Origin of the sequence: Solwaraspora sp. WMMD792, assembly GCF_029626105.1 — a bacterium.
In the GTDB taxonomy this organism is placed as follows: Bacteria; Actinomycetota; Actinomycetes; order Mycobacteriales; family Micromonosporaceae; genus Micromonospora_E.
Genome location: NZ_JARUBH010000009.1, coordinates 3,591,779 through 3,609,405 on the forward strand (window position 1 = coordinate 3,591,779; position 17,627 = coordinate 3,609,405).

The following is a 17,627-nucleotide window of genomic DNA, read 5'->3' on the forward strand; positions in this document are numbered from 1 at the left end:
CGACCGGTACCGCATCCCCACGGCCGGATCCGCCGGGCCCCGTGTCGGCCCCCACCCGCCGGTGGATCTGGCCGCTAGCCTGCCGGTTTGTCGGGCACAGGACTGTCACAGAAATGATTGTGGGGGTGTACACCACGCGACACGGCAGCCATGATCTGATGTTGACACCGTTCTCCGAACGGTATCTATTTCATGTTCGCCTGGGTCGGGTGATGCACCCCGGACGGGCACGATGGTGCCCCCAGTGGGATGGTGCCCTTGGTGGGGAGGGGTTGGACCGTGGAGATGCGCCTGCCGGAGCCGGGTGACGCGCTCACCGGCGTGGACATGTTCGCCGGGCTCGAACCCGAGGTCCGGCAACGGGTCATCGCTGCCGCCGTGCCCCGCACCTACCGCAGGGGTCAGTTGCTCTTCGTCGAGAACGACCCGGGCGAGTCGCTCATCGTGCTCAAAAGGGGCGCCGTCGCGGTCTTCCGCACCGCGCCGACCGGCGAACGGGCGGTGTTGTCCGTCGTCCGCCCGCCCGACGTGCTGGGCGAGGTGTCGCTGCTGGACGCGTCGACCCGGTCGGCGTCCGCCGAGGCCATCGAGGACTGCACCGCGCTGGCGTTGTCCCGGGGCGCGTTCATGGATCTGGTGCACTCCAACCCGCGCATTCTCGACGCGGTGATGCGCTCACTCGGTGCGCTGATCCGCCGGCTCACCGAGCAGAACGCCGATCACGTCTTCCTCGATCTGCCCGGTCGGGTGGCCAAGACGCTGGTCCGGCTGGCCGGGGAGAGCCAGGCCCCGATGATCACCATCGAGCTGAACCAGAGCCAGCTGGCGGAGATGGCCGGTGGCTCCCGGCAGAGCGTCAACCAGGCGATCGGATCGTTCAGCAACCGGGGTTGGCTGCGTACCGAAGGTCGGCGGATCGTGGTGACCGACGTGGCCGCGCTGCGCCGCCGGGCCGGAATGGCCGACCGATGAGGACGATACCGGCGGTACGCGCGTGGCGCGCGTACCGCCGGGCCTGACGTCTGCCGCTGTCAGGGCTGGGTGCTGGTCGGGCCGATCCAGTTGGTGCCGACCTTCTCCCCGGTCGGGCCGATCCACTCCTCGGCCACGACCCCCTCCTCCTGCAACTTCGCCAGCGTGCCGGCGTCGAGATCGATCATCTCCCCCGCGCCGTGGCTGGCCCCGGACGGGTCCGTCCAGTCCTTCTCCAACTTGACGTACACCATGTCAGGACTCCCCTGCTCGGTCTGATCTGGCCAGATGAATGTATCCCGGTACCACCGGTAGATGGACTGTCCATTAGCCAACAGCCCGGTTATGGACAGTTGACCGCACCGGCGATACTCGGGCTGACGCACCCGCCGTGACCTGCGAGTCCGGCCACCCCGGCAGGTCGGGTCCGGCACCGCCACGCCCGGCCGGGCATAGCCGCTGGCCAGGGCAGGTGGCCAGATGCGACAGTAGGCTCCCGACTCGACGTTCCCGCGAGGAGGCTGGCATCGCTGCCCCGTGCGAAAAGTGTGGCCGGACCGCGGCCGACGACGACCGCTACTGCGGCGGCTGCGGTACGGCGCTCATCCCTGTCTGCGCGCACTGCGACCGCCCGCTGGCGGCCGACGCGAGCTTCTGCACCTCCTGCGGCCAGCCGCAGGGTGGCCGACGGCCGACCGAGCCGAGTCAGGAGGACCGACGTCGGGTCAGCGTCCTGTTCATCGACCTGATCAACTTCACGCCGTACGTGGAACGGGTCGACCCCGAGCAGGTCCGGCGGATGCAGACGAACTTCTTCTCCATCGCGCGCCGGGTCGTCGGCCAGTACGGCGGGGTGGTGGAGAAGTACATCGGCGACGCGGTGATGGCGCTGTTCGGTGCACCGGTGGCCACCGAGAACGACGCCCTGCGCTGCGTCCGGGCCGGGCTCGACCTGCGCCGCGCCCTGACCGAGTTCACCGCGACGGCCGGCGAGGGACTCCGGTTCCGCATCGGCGTGGCCACCGGCGAGGCACTGGTCGACACCGGCGCGGCCCGCGACGGCGGCCAGGCGTTCCTGGCCGGCGACGTGGTCAACACCGCGTCCCGGATGCAGGCGGTGGCACCGGCCGACGGGTTGCTGGTGTGCGGCGTCACGCACGGGCTGACCAAGGAGGCGATCCGCTACGACCCGCAGCCGGCGGTGACGCTGCGCGGCCGGTCGTCGCCGACCGAGGTGTGGCTGGCACTGGCCCCGCTGCGTCCGGTGCCGGCCGACCGGCAGACCGACGCGACCCCGCTGATCGACCGCGAACACGAGCTGGGGTTGCTGGTCAACGCGCTGTACCGGTCGATCCGCGACCAGCGCCCCCAGGTGCTCACCGTGCTCGGCCAGGCCGGCATCGGCAAGAGCCGACTGGTCCGGGAGCTGCTGCGGCACACCGAACGGCTGGTCGACCAGCCGGTCACCTGGCGGATCGGACGGTGCCCGCCGTTCGGGGAGAACGTCACGTTCGCCGCGCTCGCCGACATCGTCAAGGCCGAGGCCGGCATCCTCGACACCGACCTGGCCACCGTCGCCGAGCAGAAGTTGGCCGCCGGGGTCCAGGCCCTGGTGGGGCCGGAGGCGGACCGGCTGGTCGACGCGTTGCGCCCACTGGTCGGGCTGCCGCACCGCAACCTGCCGGCCGAGGAGACCGAGTCGGCGTGGCGGCGGTTCCTGCTCGCCCTGGCCGCCCGGCAGCCGACCGTGCTGGTCTTCGAGGACCTGCACTGGGCCGACGAGGCGATGCTGCGCTTCGTCGAGCTGCTCGGCGCCTCCGCCCGCCAGGTGCCGCTGCTGCTGCTGTGCACCGCCCGACCCGAGCTGATCAGCCGTGAGCCGGCCTGGGCGGGCACCACTCCGGGCGCGCTGACCGTCACCCTGCCGCCGCTGCGCGACACCGGGGTGGCCGCGCTGTACGCGCACATGTTCGGCGCGGCGCCGTTCTCGGCCGACCTGCTCGGCCCGTTGATCGAGGTGGCCGACGGCAACCCGCTCTATGCCCATGAGTACGTGCGGATGCTGATGGAGCAGGGGGCGTTGCGGCGCAGCGGCCGTGGTTGGGCGTTGACCCGCAGCGGCCAGCTGCCGATCCCGGACAGTGTGCACGGGGTGATCGCCAACCGGATGGATCTGCTGGACGTCACCGACCGGGCGGTGCTGCTCGCCGCAGCCGTGGTCGGCGTGCAGTTCTGGCCCGGCGCGGTCGCCGCCGCCCTCGGCCAGCCGGTGGAGCTGGTCGACCGGGCGCTGCGCCGGTTGGAGCAGCGCGACTTCGTCCACGAACAGCCGGATTCGGCGATGGCGCAGCAACCCGAGTTCCGGTTCCGCCACGTGCTGGTCCGCGACGTCTGCTACCAGCGGCTGCCCCGCAACGAACGGGTCGCCCGGCACGCCCGGACCGCCGACTGGCTGGACACCCTCGCCGGCGACCGGGACACCGACCTGGCCGAGGTGCTGGCCCACCACCGGTGGGCAGCGCACGAGATCGCGCACACGCTGGGTCTGGAGACCCACGGGTACGCCGATGCTGCCCGGGACGCCCTGCACCGTGCGGCCCGCCGGGCGTACGCCCTGCACGCGCTGGACGTGGCGAGCGGGCACGTGGAACGCGCGCTGCGCCTGGTGACCGTCGCCGGCACCGACGGACTGGGTGAGCGGTTGCAGCTCGAACTGCTCGGCGCCGAGCTCGCGTTTCTGCGCGACGGCCCGGGCTTCCTCGCCGAGGGTGGCACCGACCGGCTGGGTGCGCTCGCCGACCAGCTGGCCGAGGTCAACGACCAGGGGTGCGCGGCCCGGGCCTGGACCCTGCTCGGGCGGGCCGCCTGGCTGCGGACCGACCGGGACGAGGCGCTGCGCTGCCTCGACCGGGCGGTGGAACTGTTCGACGCGCTGCCGGACACCGACCAGAAGGCCGACGCGTACGCCGAACTGGGGCGGCTGCACATGCTCAACCTGGAACGGGACCCGGCGGTCGCGGCGGCCGGGGCGGCGGCCGAGATCGCCGACCGGCTGGGGCTGACCGAGGCGCTGGCCAACGCCCGGATCACCGTCGCCATGGCCCGGTACCAGGCCGGTGACCGATCCGGGCTGGACGAGCTGCGGGCGGCCACCGCGATGTGTCGCGAGCACCAGTTGCTCGCGCTGCCCCGGGCGCTGCAGAACCTGTCGTACGCGTTGTGCGAGGAGGGCGACTGGTCCGGTGCCCAGGAGCTGATGTCCGGTGCCGCGTCCGGCTCCGGGCTGAGCACCGGATACTCCGGCGAAGCCATGCGTGCCTACTTCGCCGGGGACTTCGCCGCTTTCCTCGCCGCGGCCGACGCGTTCGTCGCGACGCCCAGCGGCCGGTGGGACATCCAGGTACGGGGCCTACGGGCGTGTCTGCGGGTGCTGCGCGGCGATCCGGTGCCCATGGCCGACCAGAGCGGGGTCGACGACGTCGCCGACGCGGTCCGCGCGGCCCGGGACAGCGGCTTCCGCCGGCCGTACTGGAACAGCCTCGGGTTGGGCGCGTTGTGCCGCGCGCTGCAGGGGCGGGGTGCGGAGGCCGCGGCGCTGCTCGACGAGCTGGACCGGTCCTGGTCGAAGGTGCCCGCGCTGGCCAGCGGCGAGTGGATCGCGGCTGCCGCGTTCGCCGCCGCGATCGCCGGCCGTGGCCCGGCGGTGCAGGTACGGGCGATGCTCGACCGGGTGCAGCATCGGACCCCGTGGGCCGAGGCCGCGCTGCGGACGGTGACCGGGGCGGTGGCGGCGGCCGACGGCGAAGACCGCCGGGCAGGCGAGCTGTACGCCGCCGCGGCGGCCGGGTTCGCCGACATCGACGCGACCACCGACCGGATGATCGCGTTGGCGCTGGCCGTCGCGGCGTGGCGGCGTGGCGGCGACCGCGACGCCGACGCGGCGGCGCTGGCCGAGGTGCGAAGCTTCGCGCTGCGTAACAAGGCACCCGGGTTGCTGCACCTCGGCGACCAGGGCACGGGCGGCTACCGCTGGTCTCCGACGCTGGCGTCGTGACCACCGGCGGCGGGATCGACGGGCACGGCACCGCACAACGCACTCCCACAACCACCTACCGGCGTGTCACGATTCAAGGGCACGGCACGCCCCCGGCCGGGGGCCCGCCGGCGGACAGGGCGCGACGGCGGCCGGTGAGGAGTTGATTCGGTGTCTGCGGGTGGCGCGCGTCGGGGGCGGCGGGACAACGGCCTCGACGCATCCGAGTACGCCGTGGCCGGCGACGTCGACCCGCGGGTCGGCGAACACCTGCTCGACGTACTCGCCGCCGGTGGGATCGCGGCCTACCTGCAGCCGTCGTCGGACGTCAATCCGGTCACCCGCACGACAACCGTGCCGGCCCGACCGGTGGACCGGCTCTTCGTCGACCGGGCGCACCTGGACACCGCCCGGGGCTACCTGGTGCAGTTGGCCGAGGACGGTCCGGTCGCACCGGGCAGCCGCCCCGGTACGCCGGCCACCGGGTCCGGGCAGATCACGTCGCCGGCGACGGACCCGACCGTTCCGGCCGGCGCGGGGCAGCCGGCCGGTCGGGACGCAGATGTCGACGCCGTCTGGGCCGGCATCATCGCCAACTATCACGCTCCGGCTCCGGCGGACCCCACCGCCGCCCCCTGGCCGGCCGCCGAGAACCTGCCGCCGGTCGAGAACCTGCCGGTCGAGGGCCGGTCGACCAGGCGGGATCCGCTCGCCGGCGGTCCGCGCCGGGACGGGACCGGAGGCGAGGGCGACGGCCGTGAGCCGGCCAGCCGGGACGCCACCGGCCGGGACGCCACCGAGCGAGGCCCGGCCGATCGGGACAGCGACAGCCGGGACAGCGACAGCCGGGCCGGCGACGACGCTCACGGCCGCGCCGAGCCGGAGTCCACGGCCACCGCCTCGCCGGACCCGTTGCCGTGGGCGGTCGGCTACACCAACATCTCCGTCGGACGGCGGGACGACGAACCGTCCCTGCTGGACGGACTGGACACCTTCGGTGCCCGGCTGCCGGACGAGCCGGAGGAGGGTTACACGCCTCCCCTGCCGCCCCCGTTGCCCCGGTTGTCGTCGGCTGCGGTCCTCGGAGTACTGGCGATCATCGCCGGCTTCATCCTCTTCGTCTTCCCGACGGTGCTTCCGGTGGATCGTGGACTGGCCATCCTGCTCGGTTTCGCTGGCGTGGTCGGTGGGTTTGTCACGCTGATCTGGCGGCTGCGGCCGGATCACGACGAGGATGACGATCTGGACGACGGCGCGGTCGTCTGAAACTGACCAACGGATGGCGAAAATCCGGATTCATTGACGGCTGTGGTCACTCTGTAACACTCGCGTAACTTGGTCTCAGTAGGAATAATTCTCGTAGCCGATCCCCCACGAGTTCGTGATCACTCGCCATGCGCGGCATCCGCCGCAGCGAAACGAGGTCCCCTCATGCGTCAGAGTTCTCTCGTCGTGGTGGCGAACCGGCTGCCGGTGGATGACAGCGTCGCGCGCGACGGCGCGTGCGAATGGCGTCGCAGCCCCGGTGGTCTGGTCAGCGCCCTGCACCCGATCCTGCAGCACACCCCGGCCACCTGGGTCGGCTGGGCCGGTGGCACCGGCCCGGCACCGAGCCTGCCCGACATCGACGGCGTACGGATGCACACCGTCGCTCTGTCCCAGGAGGACATCAGAGACCACTACGAGGGATTCGCCAACGCCACGCTCTGGCCGCTGTATCACGACTCGGTGGAGCAACCCGCGTACCACCGCAGGTGGTGGGAGGCGTACCAGCGGGTGAACCAGCGCTTCGCCGAGGCGGCGGCGGCCGCCGCCGAGCCGGGCGCGCTGGTCTGGGTGCAGGACTACCACCTGCAGCTGGTGCCCGGGATGCTCCGGGCGCTGCGGCCCGACCTGCTGATCGGATTCTTTCTGCACGTTCCGTTCCCGCCGCCGGAGCTGTTCATGCAGCTGCCGCGCCGGGCCGAGCTGATGCTCGGCATGCTCGGCGCCGACCTGGTGGGGTTCCAACGCGCCCAGGCCGCGCACAACTTCGCCCAGCTGGCGACGAAAGTGCTCAAGGTGCCGGCCACCGACCGGCGAATCGCCATCGACGACCGGGTGGTGCGCATCGGCGCCTTCCCGGTGTCGATCAACATGTCCGAGATGGAGTCCCTCGCCGGCCGGCCGGATGTGCTGGAACGGGCCCGTCAGCTGCGGTCCGACCTCGGGGACCCGCAGCACGTCATCCTCAGTGTGGACCGGATGGACTACACCAAGGGCATCGAGCAACGACTCAAGGCGTACAGCGAACTGATCGCCGATGGGCACATCAAGGTCCGCGACACGGTGATGGTTCAGGTCGCGGTGCCCAGTCGGGAACGGGTCGAGCAGTACCGCATCCTGCGCGACCGGGTGGAACGCGAGGTCGGACGGATCAACGGCGAGTTCGGCCGGGTCGGCGAACCGGCGATCCACTACCTCAACCAGTCGTTCAGCCGGGCCGACCTGGCGGCGCTGTACCGGGTCGCCGACATCATGGCGGTAACCCCGCTACGGGACGGGATGAACCTGGTCGCCAAGGAGTACGTCGCCGCCCGGGTCGACGACGACGGTGCGCTGCTGCTCAGCGAGTTCGCCGGTGCCGCCGCCGAGTTCCAGCAGGCGTACCTGGTCAACCCGCACGATCTCGACGGACTCAAATTGACACTGATGCACGCGCTGGAGGCGTCACCGACCGACGTGGCGGACCGGATGCGCTCCATGCGCGAGCATCTGCGCACCCACGACATCCGAGCCTGGGTGCACGGCTACCTCACCGCGCTGGACCGCACCGGTTCCCTGGCCGCCCGGCTCACCGCCTGATCGCACCGGCCGATCGCCAGCGGTCAGCCGGCACCCTTGTCCAGCCAGTCGAGGATCGCGTCGACCGGCTCCGTCCAGCGTGCGTCGAGCATCAGATCGTGGCCCATCCCCGGGAACAGCAACGGAGCGCCCCCGTACCGCCGGGCCGCGCGGTCCAGCACCGCAGCCGGCACCACCCGGTCGTCGGGGCTGCCGAGGACCAGCACCGGTGGGTCGCCCACCGGCGGCTCGACCCGCTGGCGGAGCAGCAGCTGCCACTGGGCCCGGGCCGACGCGCGCCCCAACCGATCCACGTAGGACAGTGCGACGGCCTCCGGAAGCTCCCGGCTGAACAGTTGACCGGCGCGCAGCCGCAACGCCCCGCCGAAGACGGCCGGCAGGGTGCCGAACGGATTGCGCCGCAGCGCCGCGCCGAGCAGCGGCCAGCCACCGAGCACGGGGGCGGCCAGCACCGCGGCCCGCGCCGGATAGCGGGCCAACGCGTGACCGACCACCAACGCCCCGGCGCCGTGCCCGATCAGCACCGCCTGCCGGGGCAGGCCGGCCGCGGCCTGCACCACGTCGTGCACGTACGCCCGCAGGTCGGCCCGTGGCGCCGCCCCGCTGTCCCCGTGCCCGCGCAGACTGACCGCGTACGCCGGGAACCCGCGCTCGGCGGCCCGCTCCAGCCAGTGCTCGGCGAACACCCACGCGCCGTGCCCGAACCCGGGCACGAACAGCAGCGGCGATCGGCCCTCGTCGCGCGACACGTCGGCGTGCAGCACCTCGCGGCGCACCGCCGGGACCGGTCTGGCCCACTCCCGGGTACGGACGATGCGGGGGGCCGCAAGGGTACGGCTCATCGGGCCGCCACCTCCAGACTGTCCAGGGTCTCCTGCAGCGCGCGCAGGTAGGTGACGTGGCTGACCTCGAACCAGCGCCGGGCCGGGTCGGTCACCTTGGCGTCGTGCCAGGGCCGTCCCGCGCCGGCCTCGATCCGGGCGGCGAGGGCCGCGGTGGCCGCCGGGTCCGCCGACCGGGCGCGCAGCCACCGGGCGACCATCACGCTCTGCCAGTGGACCAGCGGGAAGACCCCGAACTCCGCCTGCACCAGCCCGACCACCGACAGCGTCGGATGTCCCGGGGCGAAGGTGTGCAGGTGCAGGCGAGGCCGGCCGTCCGCGTCGACGCCGAGCACCCGAGGGTCGAGAAAGTCGAACTGGGGCTGGTAACCGGTGGCGAGCACGACGAGGTCGGGATCCACCTCGGTGCCGTCGGCGAGCTGCACGGTGTGCCGGCGGAACCTGGCCACGTCGGGCACCGGGCGGACCGTGCCGTGCCCGATGTGCAGGACGAGTTGGCTGTTGACCACCGGATGGGCGTCGAACACCCGGTGCTCCGGAGCCGGTAGCCCGAACCGGGTCTGGTCACCGACGACCAACCGGAGCAGCCGGTGAAGAACTCCCTGGCGCAGCCAGCGCGGCAGACGCCGGGCGAGCAGCCCTGCGTTGACCTGGTCACTCGGCCGGCCGAACAGGTACTTCGGGGTGTACCAGTAGCCCCGACGGGTGGAGTGCCAGCAGCGGGCCGCCTGTTGCCCGGCCTCGACCGCGATGTCGCATCCGGTGTTGCCGCCACCCACCACCAGTACCCGACGGCCGCGCAGCTGGGTCGCGTCGTGGTAGGCCGACGCGTGGATCACCTGGCCGGTGAAATCGGACAGTCCTTCGTAGTCGGGCAGCCGGGGTGCCCAGTTGTGTCCGTTGGCGACGACCACGGCGGCGTAGCGTTGGGTGCGTTGGGCACCGTTGCCGCCGGCGCTGCGGGTCGTCACGTCCCAGCGGTCCCCCGGCGCCGGTTCGACCCGTACCACCTCGGTGCCGAACCAGATGTGCCGGCGCAGATCGAAATGGTCGGCGTAGCGTTCCAGATAGGCCAGCAACTGGCTGTGGTGCGGGTAGTCGGGCCAACTGTCCGGCAGCGGGAAGTCAGGGTACTGGCTGAACGGCTTCGACGAGATCAGATGGGTGCTGGCGTAGACCGGACTGCGGTCGTGGCGCCAGTTCCAGGCACCCCCGACGCCCGTCTCCCGTTCGTAACAGTCGACCCCGAACCCCTGTTCGCGCAGGTTCTTGACCGCGCACAACCCGCTCGCCCCGGCACCGATGACGCAGACGTTCTCACCCTGTTCGGAGATCGGGCGGTCGTCCCGCCACCGGTCGTCACCGGTGGTGGGGCTGTCGTAGTCAGCGGAAGTAGACACCGGCAATCTCCTTCGTACGGCTGCGAAATCGTGCCGGCTAGCCGCCCCGCTTGTCCAGTCCTGGTGCCGGTTCGGTGAGCACCAGATCGGCAACGACCGGAAGATGGTCACTCGCCCGCCGCGCCGCCGGGGTGTCCACCACTTGGCAGCCGACCACCTCGATGCGCGGATCGACGAAGATCGCGTCGATCCGTCGGCGCGGGTCGCGGCCCGGGAACGTGCCGGCCCGGCCCGCCCCGGCGGCGGCAGCGGCGTCGGTGAACCCGGCGGCGGCCAACCGCCACGCCGCACCGGTGTCGCCCGGCGGCGGGGCGTCGGTGCCGGACGCAAACCGGGCGTCGGTGCCGGACGTCGGCGGGTCGTCGGGGTCCGCCGGCTGGTCGTTGACGTCCAGCCCGAGGATCACCGGCCCGTCGACGTCGGCGCAGGCCTGGCGGAGCAGCCGGGCCTGCGCCGGCCGCTCCGTCGGATCAGTGGACAGATGCGATCCGACCACCACGAAGCGGGCCGGGCCGACCGCGCAGCGGGCGAACACCGCGCCGCGCAGGTGCCGGCCGGGCGTCAGCGGGAACCGGACCGACCAGGTGCTCCCCACCCGTACCCGCAGCGTGGTCAGCACCAGGTTGCCCAACGGCGGTGGCCCACCGGATCCGACGACCATGTCGAACGCGTTCGCCAGCGCGGCTGACCTGGTCCGCCACCGCCACCGACGCGGCGCCTCCTGCAGGATCGCCACATCCGGGGCGATCTGGCGGACCACCTCGGCCAGCGCGGCCCGGTCGTCACGCTGGCCGTGGATGTTGTACGTGAGCACCCGCAGCCGCACACCGGGCCGCTGCGGCGCGGTCGTCTGGTCAGCCGTCACAGTCTCCTCCTCGGCACGATGTGAAGGGGCCGGAATCCGGTGGGCGGGTCGGCTCAGATCCGGTGGACGGGTCGGCTCAGATCCGCCGGGCGAGGTCGGCCGCACCGACCACACCGGCGGCGTTGCCGAGTTCGGCCGGCCGCACCTCGGCCACCGGAATGCGGACCCGCTGGGCCAGCGCGTCGGTGTACGCCCGTTGAGCGGGGCCGAGCAGCAGCTCACCCGCGTCGACCACGCCGCCGCCGATCACCATCACCTCGGGATCGAGAATCTGCGCCAGGTCGGCCAGGCCGATGCCGAGCCAACGCCCGATCTGCGCGAACGCCTCGCAGGAGACCGGATCACCGGAGCGGGCCGCGGTGGTGACCATCGGCCCGGTGACCGCCTCGGCGTCGCCGCCGGCCAGGGCGAGCAGTTTGGTCGCCCGGTCCGGTTCCTGCCGGGCGCCGGCACGGGCGAACCGGACCAGGGCGTTGCCGCTGGCGTACTGCTCGATACAGCCCTGCCGGCCGCAACCGCACTGATGTCCGTCCGGGACCGCCAGCATGTGGCCGAGTTCCGCGGCGATGCCGTGCGCGCCACGGACGAGTTCGCCGCCGTACACGATCCCGCCGCCGATGCCGGTGCCCACGGTGAACATCACCATCGAGTCGGCGGCGTCCCGGCCGGCGCCGTGCCGGAACTCTGCCCAGGCCGCGACGTTGGCGTCGTTCTCGACGATCACCGGCAGGTCGACCGCCGCGCTCACGTACTCCCGCAGCGGTTCGTCCCGCCAGGCGAGGTTCGGGGCGAACAGCACAGTTGAACGACGTGCGTCGATCCATCCGGCGGCCCCGATACCGACCGCGCCGACCGGGTGGTTCGCCGCCAGCTCGAGCACCACCTCGATGATCACGTCCCGGGTCTTGGCCACGTCGTCGGCCGGCGTCTCGTGCCGGGTCCGGGCCAGGACCTTTCCGTCCGGATCGACGACCCCGCCGGCGACCTTGGTGCCACCGATGTCGACTCCGATGGTCAGCGTCACCGCTGCCGCTCCCCTCTGCTGTGCTCTTCGCGCGCCGGTGTCCGCACCGGTCCGGTCCGGCGGCTGTCCACCGCCGGGGCAGTCGTCCGGCCGGACGGTGCCGGATCAGGCCGGATCAGGTCCCGGCCGGCCGTGGTCCGGCCGGGTGGCACCCGACCGGTCCGGCTCCGCCCCGGCGGCATCCGCGCCGGGTGTCGCCGGGGCGGTCACCGCCGGACCGCCGGAGCGGCCCTGGGCTGGTGGTGCGCCTGTCCCGGCGACGTCGACGGGGGCGTTCGTCGCGGCCGACCAGACGTCCCGATCACCCGCTGAGTCCGAATCATCCATGGTCCAGGTGGCCTGGCGCCAGACCTCGTCGTCCGAGGTCATCCGGCCGGTCGGCGGATCGTGCCGGTCCGGCGGCGGGCCGGCGGGATCCGCAGCCGGCGAACCGGCCGCCGGCTCCGGCGGCGCGGCGGGGTCAGCCGGACGCTCCGATTGCCCGGCGGAGTCGGCCGGACGCTCCGGGGCCAGGGCACGCAGCAGGCTGGCGACTCCGGCGGCGAAGTCCCCGGCACCGGCGGCCAGCCGGTCGGCCAGCTCCGGGCTGGGGTCACGCAGTGCCGTGATGGCCCGGCAGACCGGGCAGACGCAGCAGGCCGGGTCGCCGGTGGCGACCGGCCCGGTGCCGCCCAGCAGGTCACGCAGCAGGCCGAGGCCGCCGGCGGCACCGGCGCCGAGCCGCTGGCCGCGCGCCGCCAGCTGCGCCATCGCCAACGCGGTCGCCACCAACCGTTCCGCCTCCGCCCGCGCGGAGCGAGGATCTGTGCCCACCGTCGGCCCGCCCCCTAGCCTGTCTCCGTCGCACCGAGCTGTTCCACTCGGTGCTTGAGCTGTGTCAGGGCAGCATCCATGATCATTTTTTCGGCCTTGCGGCGGAACATCCCGAGCATCCCGACGGAGAGCTCCACCTCCAGCGTGTAGGTCACCGTGGTGGTTCCGTCCCCGTTGTCCTCGATGTCGTACGCACCGTCCTGCCGGCGCTGCATCCGGGACGGCTCAGCCAGCCGCCACTCGATCCGGGACAGGTCCTCGGAGTACTCGTAGATCAACGTGTACTCGTCTGCGAGCACTCCGGCGTCCAGCACGAAGCGGACCTCACGGGCGTATCCATCCTCGTACTCCTGGCGCACCTCGACTCGGTCCAGCGCCTCGGTCCACTCGGGGTAGCGCACGAAGTCGCAGATCACCGCCGTCACCCGGGACGCGGGCGCGGCGACGACGATCGACTTGGTGGAGGACTCCGCCATGTGGGGCAGGCTACCCGGTGCCGGGCCAAGATCAAGCCAGTGGCCGACAACCGTCCGGCCGCCACCGGCAGCGGGCTGACCGCGCAGGTCATCGGTCGCCCGGTAGGTTGCGGGTAGCCGGACGTGCACCGCCGGTCCGGTCCGCCTCAGCCCGCGAGCACAAGGAGTGCAGGTGCGCGAGTTCTCCGTACCACCGGTCGTCACGGTCGGTGATGCCGCCAACCTGACCGATCCGGTCTGGGACAACGCCGAGACCGCACCGGACGCGGTCCAGTTCACCCGGCCCGGACCGGACGGGCCGCAGGAGGTGACCTGCCGGGAGTTCCGCGACGAGGTGGTGGCGGTCGCCTGCGGCCTGATCGGCGCGGGAATCAACGCCGGCGACCGGGTCGGTCTGATGAGCCGGACGCGGTACGAGTGGACGCTGCTCGACTACGCGATCTGGTCGATCGGCGCGGTGACCGTGCCGGTGTACGAGACGTCCAGCGCCGAGCAGGTCAGCTGGATCCTGGCCGACTCCGGGGCGGTCGCCTGCGTGCTGGAGACCAACGGGCACGCGATCACCCTGGCCTCGGTCCGCGACCGGCTGCCCGCGCTACGCGAGGTGTGGCAGCTGGAAACCGGCGGTCTCGACGAGATCCTGGCCCGGGGCGGGACCGTCGACGCCGCCCAGGTGCAGCACCGCCGCCAGCAGCTGACCTCGAACGACATCGCCACGATCATCTACACCAGTGGAACCACCGGACGGCCGAAGGGCTGCGTGCTCAGCCACCGGAACATGTACGCCGACATCGCCAACGCGATCCCCGGTCTGCCGAACCTGTTCCACGAGGGTGCCGCCACTCTGCTGTTCCTGCCGCTGGCGCACTCGTTCGCCCGACTGATCCAGATCGGCGCGGTGCACGCCCGGGCCACGATGACCCACGCCGCCGACCCGAAGAACCTGGTCGACGACCTGGCCAGCGTCCGCCCGACATTCGTGTTGTCCGTACCCCGGGTCTTCGAGAAGGTCTACAACGCGGCCCGGCAGCGTGCCTACGACGGCGGCAAGGGCGCCATCTTCGACCGGGCCGACCAGGTGGCCGTCGCCTACAGCGAGGCGCTGGACACCCCCGGCGGGCCGGGGCTCGGGCTGCGCGCCCGGCACGCGGTGTTCGACCGGCTGGTCTACCGGAAGCTGCGGGCCGCGCTCGGCGGCCGGTGCCGCACCGCGATCTCCGGCGGCGCCCCGCTGGGCGCCCGGTTGGCGCACTTCTTCCGCGGCGTCGGGGTGACCGTCTACGAGGGGTACGGGCTGACCGAGACCTCCCCGGCGGTGTCGGTCAACCTGCAGCACGCGATCCGGATCGGCACCGTCGGCCGGCCGCTGCCCGGCGTCAGCGTCCGGATCGCCGACGACGGCGAGGTGCTGATCAGCGGCGACCTGGTGTTCCAGGGGTACTGGAACAACCGGCAGCAGACCGATGAGGTGCTCACCGACGACGGCTGGTTCCGCAGTGGCGACCTCGGCCAGCTCGACGACGACGGATTCCTCACCATCACCGGGCGTAAGAAGGAGCTGATCGTCACCGCCGGCGGCAAGAACGTCGCGCCCGCCGTGCTGGAGGACCAGTTGCGGGCCCACCCGCTGGTCAGCCAGTGCGTGGTGGTCGGCGACCGACGGCCGTTCATCGCCGCGCTGCTCACCGTCGACGAGGACGCCTGGCCGGGCTGGCTGGAACGCAACGGTCACCCGGCCGGTCGCACCGTCGCCGATCTGCGCGACGATCCGACGCTGCTGGCCGAACTCCAGCAGGCCGTGGACGAGGCGAACCGCGCCGTCTCGGCCGCCGAGTCAATCCGGCGGTTCCGGGTGCTGGCCCGCGACTTCACTGAGGCGAGCGGCGAGTTGACCCCGTCGCTGAAGGTGAAACGGGCGGTGGTGCACGCCAACTACGAAGCCGAGATCGCCGAAATCTACGGGGGCTGACTACCATCCGTCACGTGTCCGCACCGACATCCGACGCGCCCCGTCCGCATCCACTCGCCGCGGTGGCGCGCCTGGTCATGCTCGCGCTCGTCGCGGTACTGACCCTGGTCACCACCCGGGACCTCGGCGAACTGCGCTGGGTGGCGCTGCTGGCGGTCGCCGGCGCCCCGGCGGTACTCGTCCCCCGTCACCCGGTCATCGCCATGCTCGGCCGCCTCGCCGAGGTCGTCATCGTCGGCCTGGCCACGAGCGAGGTGGCCGCCGCCGCCAACCTGCGCGGCTCCATCGGTGCCGGGCTGGGCGCGTCGGCGATGCTGCCGTACCTGTCGGTGCCGTTGACGGTGGCGGTGCTGCAACGGCGGACCCGCGAGGCGACCGCGCTGCTCGGCGTCACCGCGCTCACCCTGGCCCTCAGCGGGTTGTTCACCACGATCGACGGCCGACCGCAGCTGGCCCAGCTCGGCTACGTCGCGGTCTGCACGCAGTGGCTGATCCTGGCCAGCCTCGGCATCGTGGCCGCCGGCACGCTGCAGCAGGTGATGCAGGCCCGTGGGGAGAGCAAGCCGGCCCCGTACGCGGAGGCCACCCGGCTGCTCACCCAGCTGCGCAGCGTCGCGCGGCAGCTGCCCGGTGCCACGCTCGACCCCGGCAGCATCTCCGAGCATCTGATCGAGGAGCTGCGGGCGGTGGCGCCGACCGGTCGCACCGCGGTGCTCTCCGGCAGCGGTGGGGGGCGGCTGGTGGTGCTCGCCCAGGCCGGTCTGGATCGGGTCGACTGGGAGACGACTCTGGACGCCGATTCGGCCATCGCCGACGCCTGGGCCAGCCAACTGCCGCAGACGGCGGCCCGCTCGCAGGCCCGGTCGCATCCCGGCGGTGACGTGTCGGCGCTGGTGGTGCCGCTGGTCGCCGGGGTGCGCACGGTCGGTCTGGTGATCCTGGAGACGGACAGCGCCAACGCCTACCCGCCGCCGGTGGTCGGCCGGATCACCGCGTTGACCCGCCCGGCGGCGCTGCGGCTGGAGGCCGCGCTGCTGTTCGACGAGGTCCGGTCGCTGGCCACCAACGAGGAACGGCAACGGCTGGCCCGGGAGATCCACGACGGGGTGGCCCAGGAGCTGGTGATGGTCGGCTACGGCATCGACAACGCCCTGGCCACCCTGCCGGAGGGCAGTGACGAGACCGCCGAGGACCTGCGGACGCTGCGCGGTGAGGTCACCCGGGTGATCACCGAGCTGCGGCTGAGCCTGTTCGAGCTGCGCAGTGAGGTGGACCGGCACGGCGGGCTGGCGGCCGCGATCGCCGAGTACGCCCGTACCGTCGGATCGTCCGGCCGGTTGCGGGTGCACCTGTCGCTGGACGAGTCCGGGGCCCGGCTGCCGGCGGCCACCGAGGCGGAACTGCTGCGCATCGCACAGGAGGCGATTACCAATGCGCGCAAGCATGCCGGTGCCGCGAATCTGTGGGTCACGTGCGACATTGACCCGCCGTACGCGCAAATAGAAGTGTCGGATGACGGTCAGGGGATCGCCGACCAGCGTCCGGACGGGCGGTACGGTCTTGCGATCATGGCAGAGAGAGCGGAACGTATCCGGGGCCGGTTGGAGATCAGGCCACGACACCCGAGCGGAACGACCGTGGCAGTGGTGCTCGGAACCTCGCCCCGGCGCGATAGCGTGCGCGATAGCGTGACAGCACCAGAAGGGGAGTAGCCACAGCATGACCACCAGCCCCACACCGACCACCCGGACCAAGGTCCTGCTTGTCGATGATCACGACCTCATCCGGAAGGGCCTGCGGCACGCTTTCGAGCGCGACCGCCAGTTCGAGGTCGTCGGTGAGGCCGCAACGGCGGCCGAGGGTGTACGCCAGGCGGGCGCCCTGCAACCAGATGTTGTGATCATGGACCTGCGGCTGCCGGACGGCAGCGGCCTCGAAGCGACCCGGGCGCTGCGCAAGTCCAGCTCCACGATGGGCATCGTGGTGTTGACCATGTACGCCGGCGACGACCAACTGTTCGGCGCGCTGGAGGCCGGGGCCAGCGCGTTCGTGCCGAAGACCGCACCGGCGGACGAGGTGGTCGCGGCGGCCCGGCACGCGGCCTCCTCGCCGAGCGCGTTCACCGCGGCTGACCTGGCCGAGGCGATGAAACGCCGGCTCGCGCCGTCCGGGCCGCAACTGTCCCCCCGGGAGGGCCAGGTGCTGCGCCTGCTCGCCGACGGGATGAGCGTGGCCGGGATCGCCAAGCAGTTGTTCGTCAGCGAGTCGACGGCCAAGACGCACATTTCCAAGTTGTACGAGAAGCTCGGCGCGGCGAACCGGGCCCAGGCGCTGATGACGGCGCTGCGGCTCGGTCTGCTCGAGGCGCCGGACGCTCCGAAGTTCTGAC

14 protein-coding genes are annotated in these 17,627 nt (G+C 72.3%); 7 read left to right on the forward strand and 7 right to left on the reverse strand.

The annotated features are described in order from the left end of the window. Positions 1-279: 279 nt before the first annotated feature. Complete coding sequence (locus O7629_RS17130) at positions 280-972, forward strand: Crp/Fnr family transcriptional regulator (protein ID WP_123602718.1); 693 nt, start codon at positions 280-282, stop codon at positions 970-972. Positions 973-1,031: 59 nt separating this feature from the next. Here the strand turns inward: O7629_RS17130 and O7629_RS17135 are convergent, their stop codons facing one another. After that, positions 1,032-1,226 (reverse strand): hypothetical protein, encoded by a 195-nt coding sequence (locus tag O7629_RS17135; protein WP_278170330.1) that lies wholly within the window; start codon positions 1,224-1,226, stop codon positions 1,032-1,034. Positions 1,227-1,444: 218 nt separating this feature from the next. Between O7629_RS17135 and O7629_RS17140 the strand changes: the two genes are divergently transcribed. The 3 genes from O7629_RS17140 (at position 1,445) to O7629_RS17150 (ending at position 7,849) form a co-directional block, all read left to right on the forward strand. Further along, on the forward strand, positions 1,445-5,026 hold the full coding sequence (locus O7629_RS17140; RefSeq protein ID WP_278170332.1) for an adenylate/guanylate cyclase domain-containing protein: 3,582 nt from the start codon (positions 1,445-1,447) through the stop codon (positions 5,024-5,026). A 150-nt stretch (positions 5,027-5,176) separates the two neighbouring features. Further along, positions 5,177-6,271, forward strand: a complete 1,095-nt coding sequence (locus O7629_RS17145) for a DUF308 domain-containing protein (RefSeq protein ID WP_278170333.1) — start codon at positions 5,177-5,179, stop codon at positions 6,269-6,271. Between the two features lie 165 nt (positions 6,272-6,436). Next, on the forward strand, positions 6,437-7,849 hold the full coding sequence (locus O7629_RS17150) for a trehalose-6-phosphate synthase (RefSeq protein WP_278170335.1): 1,413 nt from the start codon (positions 6,437-6,439) through the stop codon (positions 7,847-7,849). Between the two features lie 23 nt (positions 7,850-7,872). Here the strand turns inward: O7629_RS17150 and O7629_RS17155 are convergent, their stop codons facing one another. The 6 genes from O7629_RS17155 to O7629_RS17180 all read right to left on the reverse strand — a co-directional run bounded on the left by O7629_RS17155 (position 7,873) and on the right by O7629_RS17180 (position 13,269). After that, the gene (locus O7629_RS17155; protein WP_278170337.1) at positions 7,873-8,691 is read right to left on the reverse strand and encodes an alpha/beta fold hydrolase; all 819 of its coding nucleotides are present in this window, start codon (positions 8,689-8,691) and stop codon (positions 7,873-7,875) included. Then, positions 8,688-10,091: an NAD(P)-binding domain-containing protein gene (locus O7629_RS17160; protein WP_278170338.1), complete on the reverse strand. Its 1,404-nt coding sequence runs from the start codon at positions 10,089-10,091 to the stop codon at positions 8,688-8,690. Before O7629_RS17160 ends, O7629_RS17155 begins: the two co-directional genes overlap by 4 nt. A 37-nt stretch (positions 10,092-10,128) precedes the next feature. Beyond that, positions 10,129-10,956 carry an endonuclease/exonuclease/phosphatase family protein gene (locus tag O7629_RS17165; protein WP_278170339.1) on the reverse strand — a complete coding sequence of 276 codons (828 nt, stop codon included), beginning with the start codon at positions 10,954-10,956 and terminating at the stop codon, positions 10,129-10,131. Between the two features lie 76 nt (positions 10,957-11,032). Continuing rightward, entirely contained in the window at positions 11,033-11,980 is a 948-nt protein-coding gene (locus O7629_RS17170; protein WP_278170340.1) for an ROK family glucokinase, read from the reverse strand. A gap of 105 nt (positions 11,981-12,085) precedes the next feature. Next, the gene (locus tag O7629_RS17175) at positions 12,086-12,793 is read right to left on the reverse strand and encodes a hypothetical protein (RefSeq protein ID WP_278170341.1); all 708 of its coding nucleotides are present in this window, start codon (positions 12,791-12,793) and stop codon (positions 12,086-12,088) included. Positions 12,794-12,807: 14 nt separating this feature from the next. Continuing rightward, a complete protein-coding gene (locus O7629_RS17180) occupies positions 12,808-13,269 on the reverse strand; it encodes an SRPBCC family protein (RefSeq protein ID WP_278170342.1) in 462 nt (153 codons plus the stop codon). Positions 13,270-13,441: 172 nt separating this feature from the next. Here O7629_RS17180 and O7629_RS17185 point away from each other — a divergent pair, with 172 nt between their 5' ends. From O7629_RS17185 to O7629_RS17195, 3 genes are all read left to right on the forward strand, one after another. Beyond that, on the forward strand, positions 13,442-15,238 hold the full coding sequence (locus O7629_RS17185) for an AMP-dependent synthetase/ligase (protein WP_278170343.1): 1,797 nt from the start codon (positions 13,442-13,444) through the stop codon (positions 15,236-15,238). 71 nt (positions 15,239-15,309) lie between these two features. Further along, positions 15,310-16,950 (forward strand): GAF domain-containing sensor histidine kinase, encoded by a 1,641-nt coding sequence (locus tag O7629_RS17190; protein WP_278174564.1) that lies wholly within the window; start codon positions 15,310-15,312, stop codon positions 16,948-16,950. A 7-nt stretch (positions 16,951-16,957) separates the two neighbouring features. Then, entirely contained in the window at positions 16,958-17,626 is a 669-nt protein-coding gene (locus tag O7629_RS17195; protein ID WP_123602728.1) for a response regulator transcription factor, read from the forward strand. The last annotated feature ends 1 nt before the right edge of the window (position 17,627 follow it).

Bases quoted from the DNA above. Each gene is read 5' to 3' on its own strand.
- O7629_RS17155 (WP_278170337.1), bottom strand. From the start codon at position 8,691: ATGAGCCGTACCCTTGCGGCCCCCCGCATCGTCCGTACCCGGGAGTGG.
- O7629_RS17150 (WP_278170335.1), top strand. From the start codon at position 6,437: ATGCGTCAGAGTTCTCTCGTCGTGGTGGCGAACCGGCTGCCGGTGGAT.
- O7629_RS17195 (WP_123602728.1), top strand. From the start codon at position 16,958: ATGACCACCAGCCCCACACCGACCACCCGGACCAAGGTCCTGCTTGTC.
- O7629_RS17135 (WP_278170330.1), bottom strand. From the start codon at position 1,226: ATGGTGTACGTCAAGTTGGAGAAGGACTGGACGGACCCGTCCGGGGCC.
- O7629_RS17180 (WP_278170342.1), bottom strand. From the start codon at position 13,269: ATGGCGGAGTCCTCCACCAAGTCGATCGTCGTCGCCGCGCCCGCGTCC.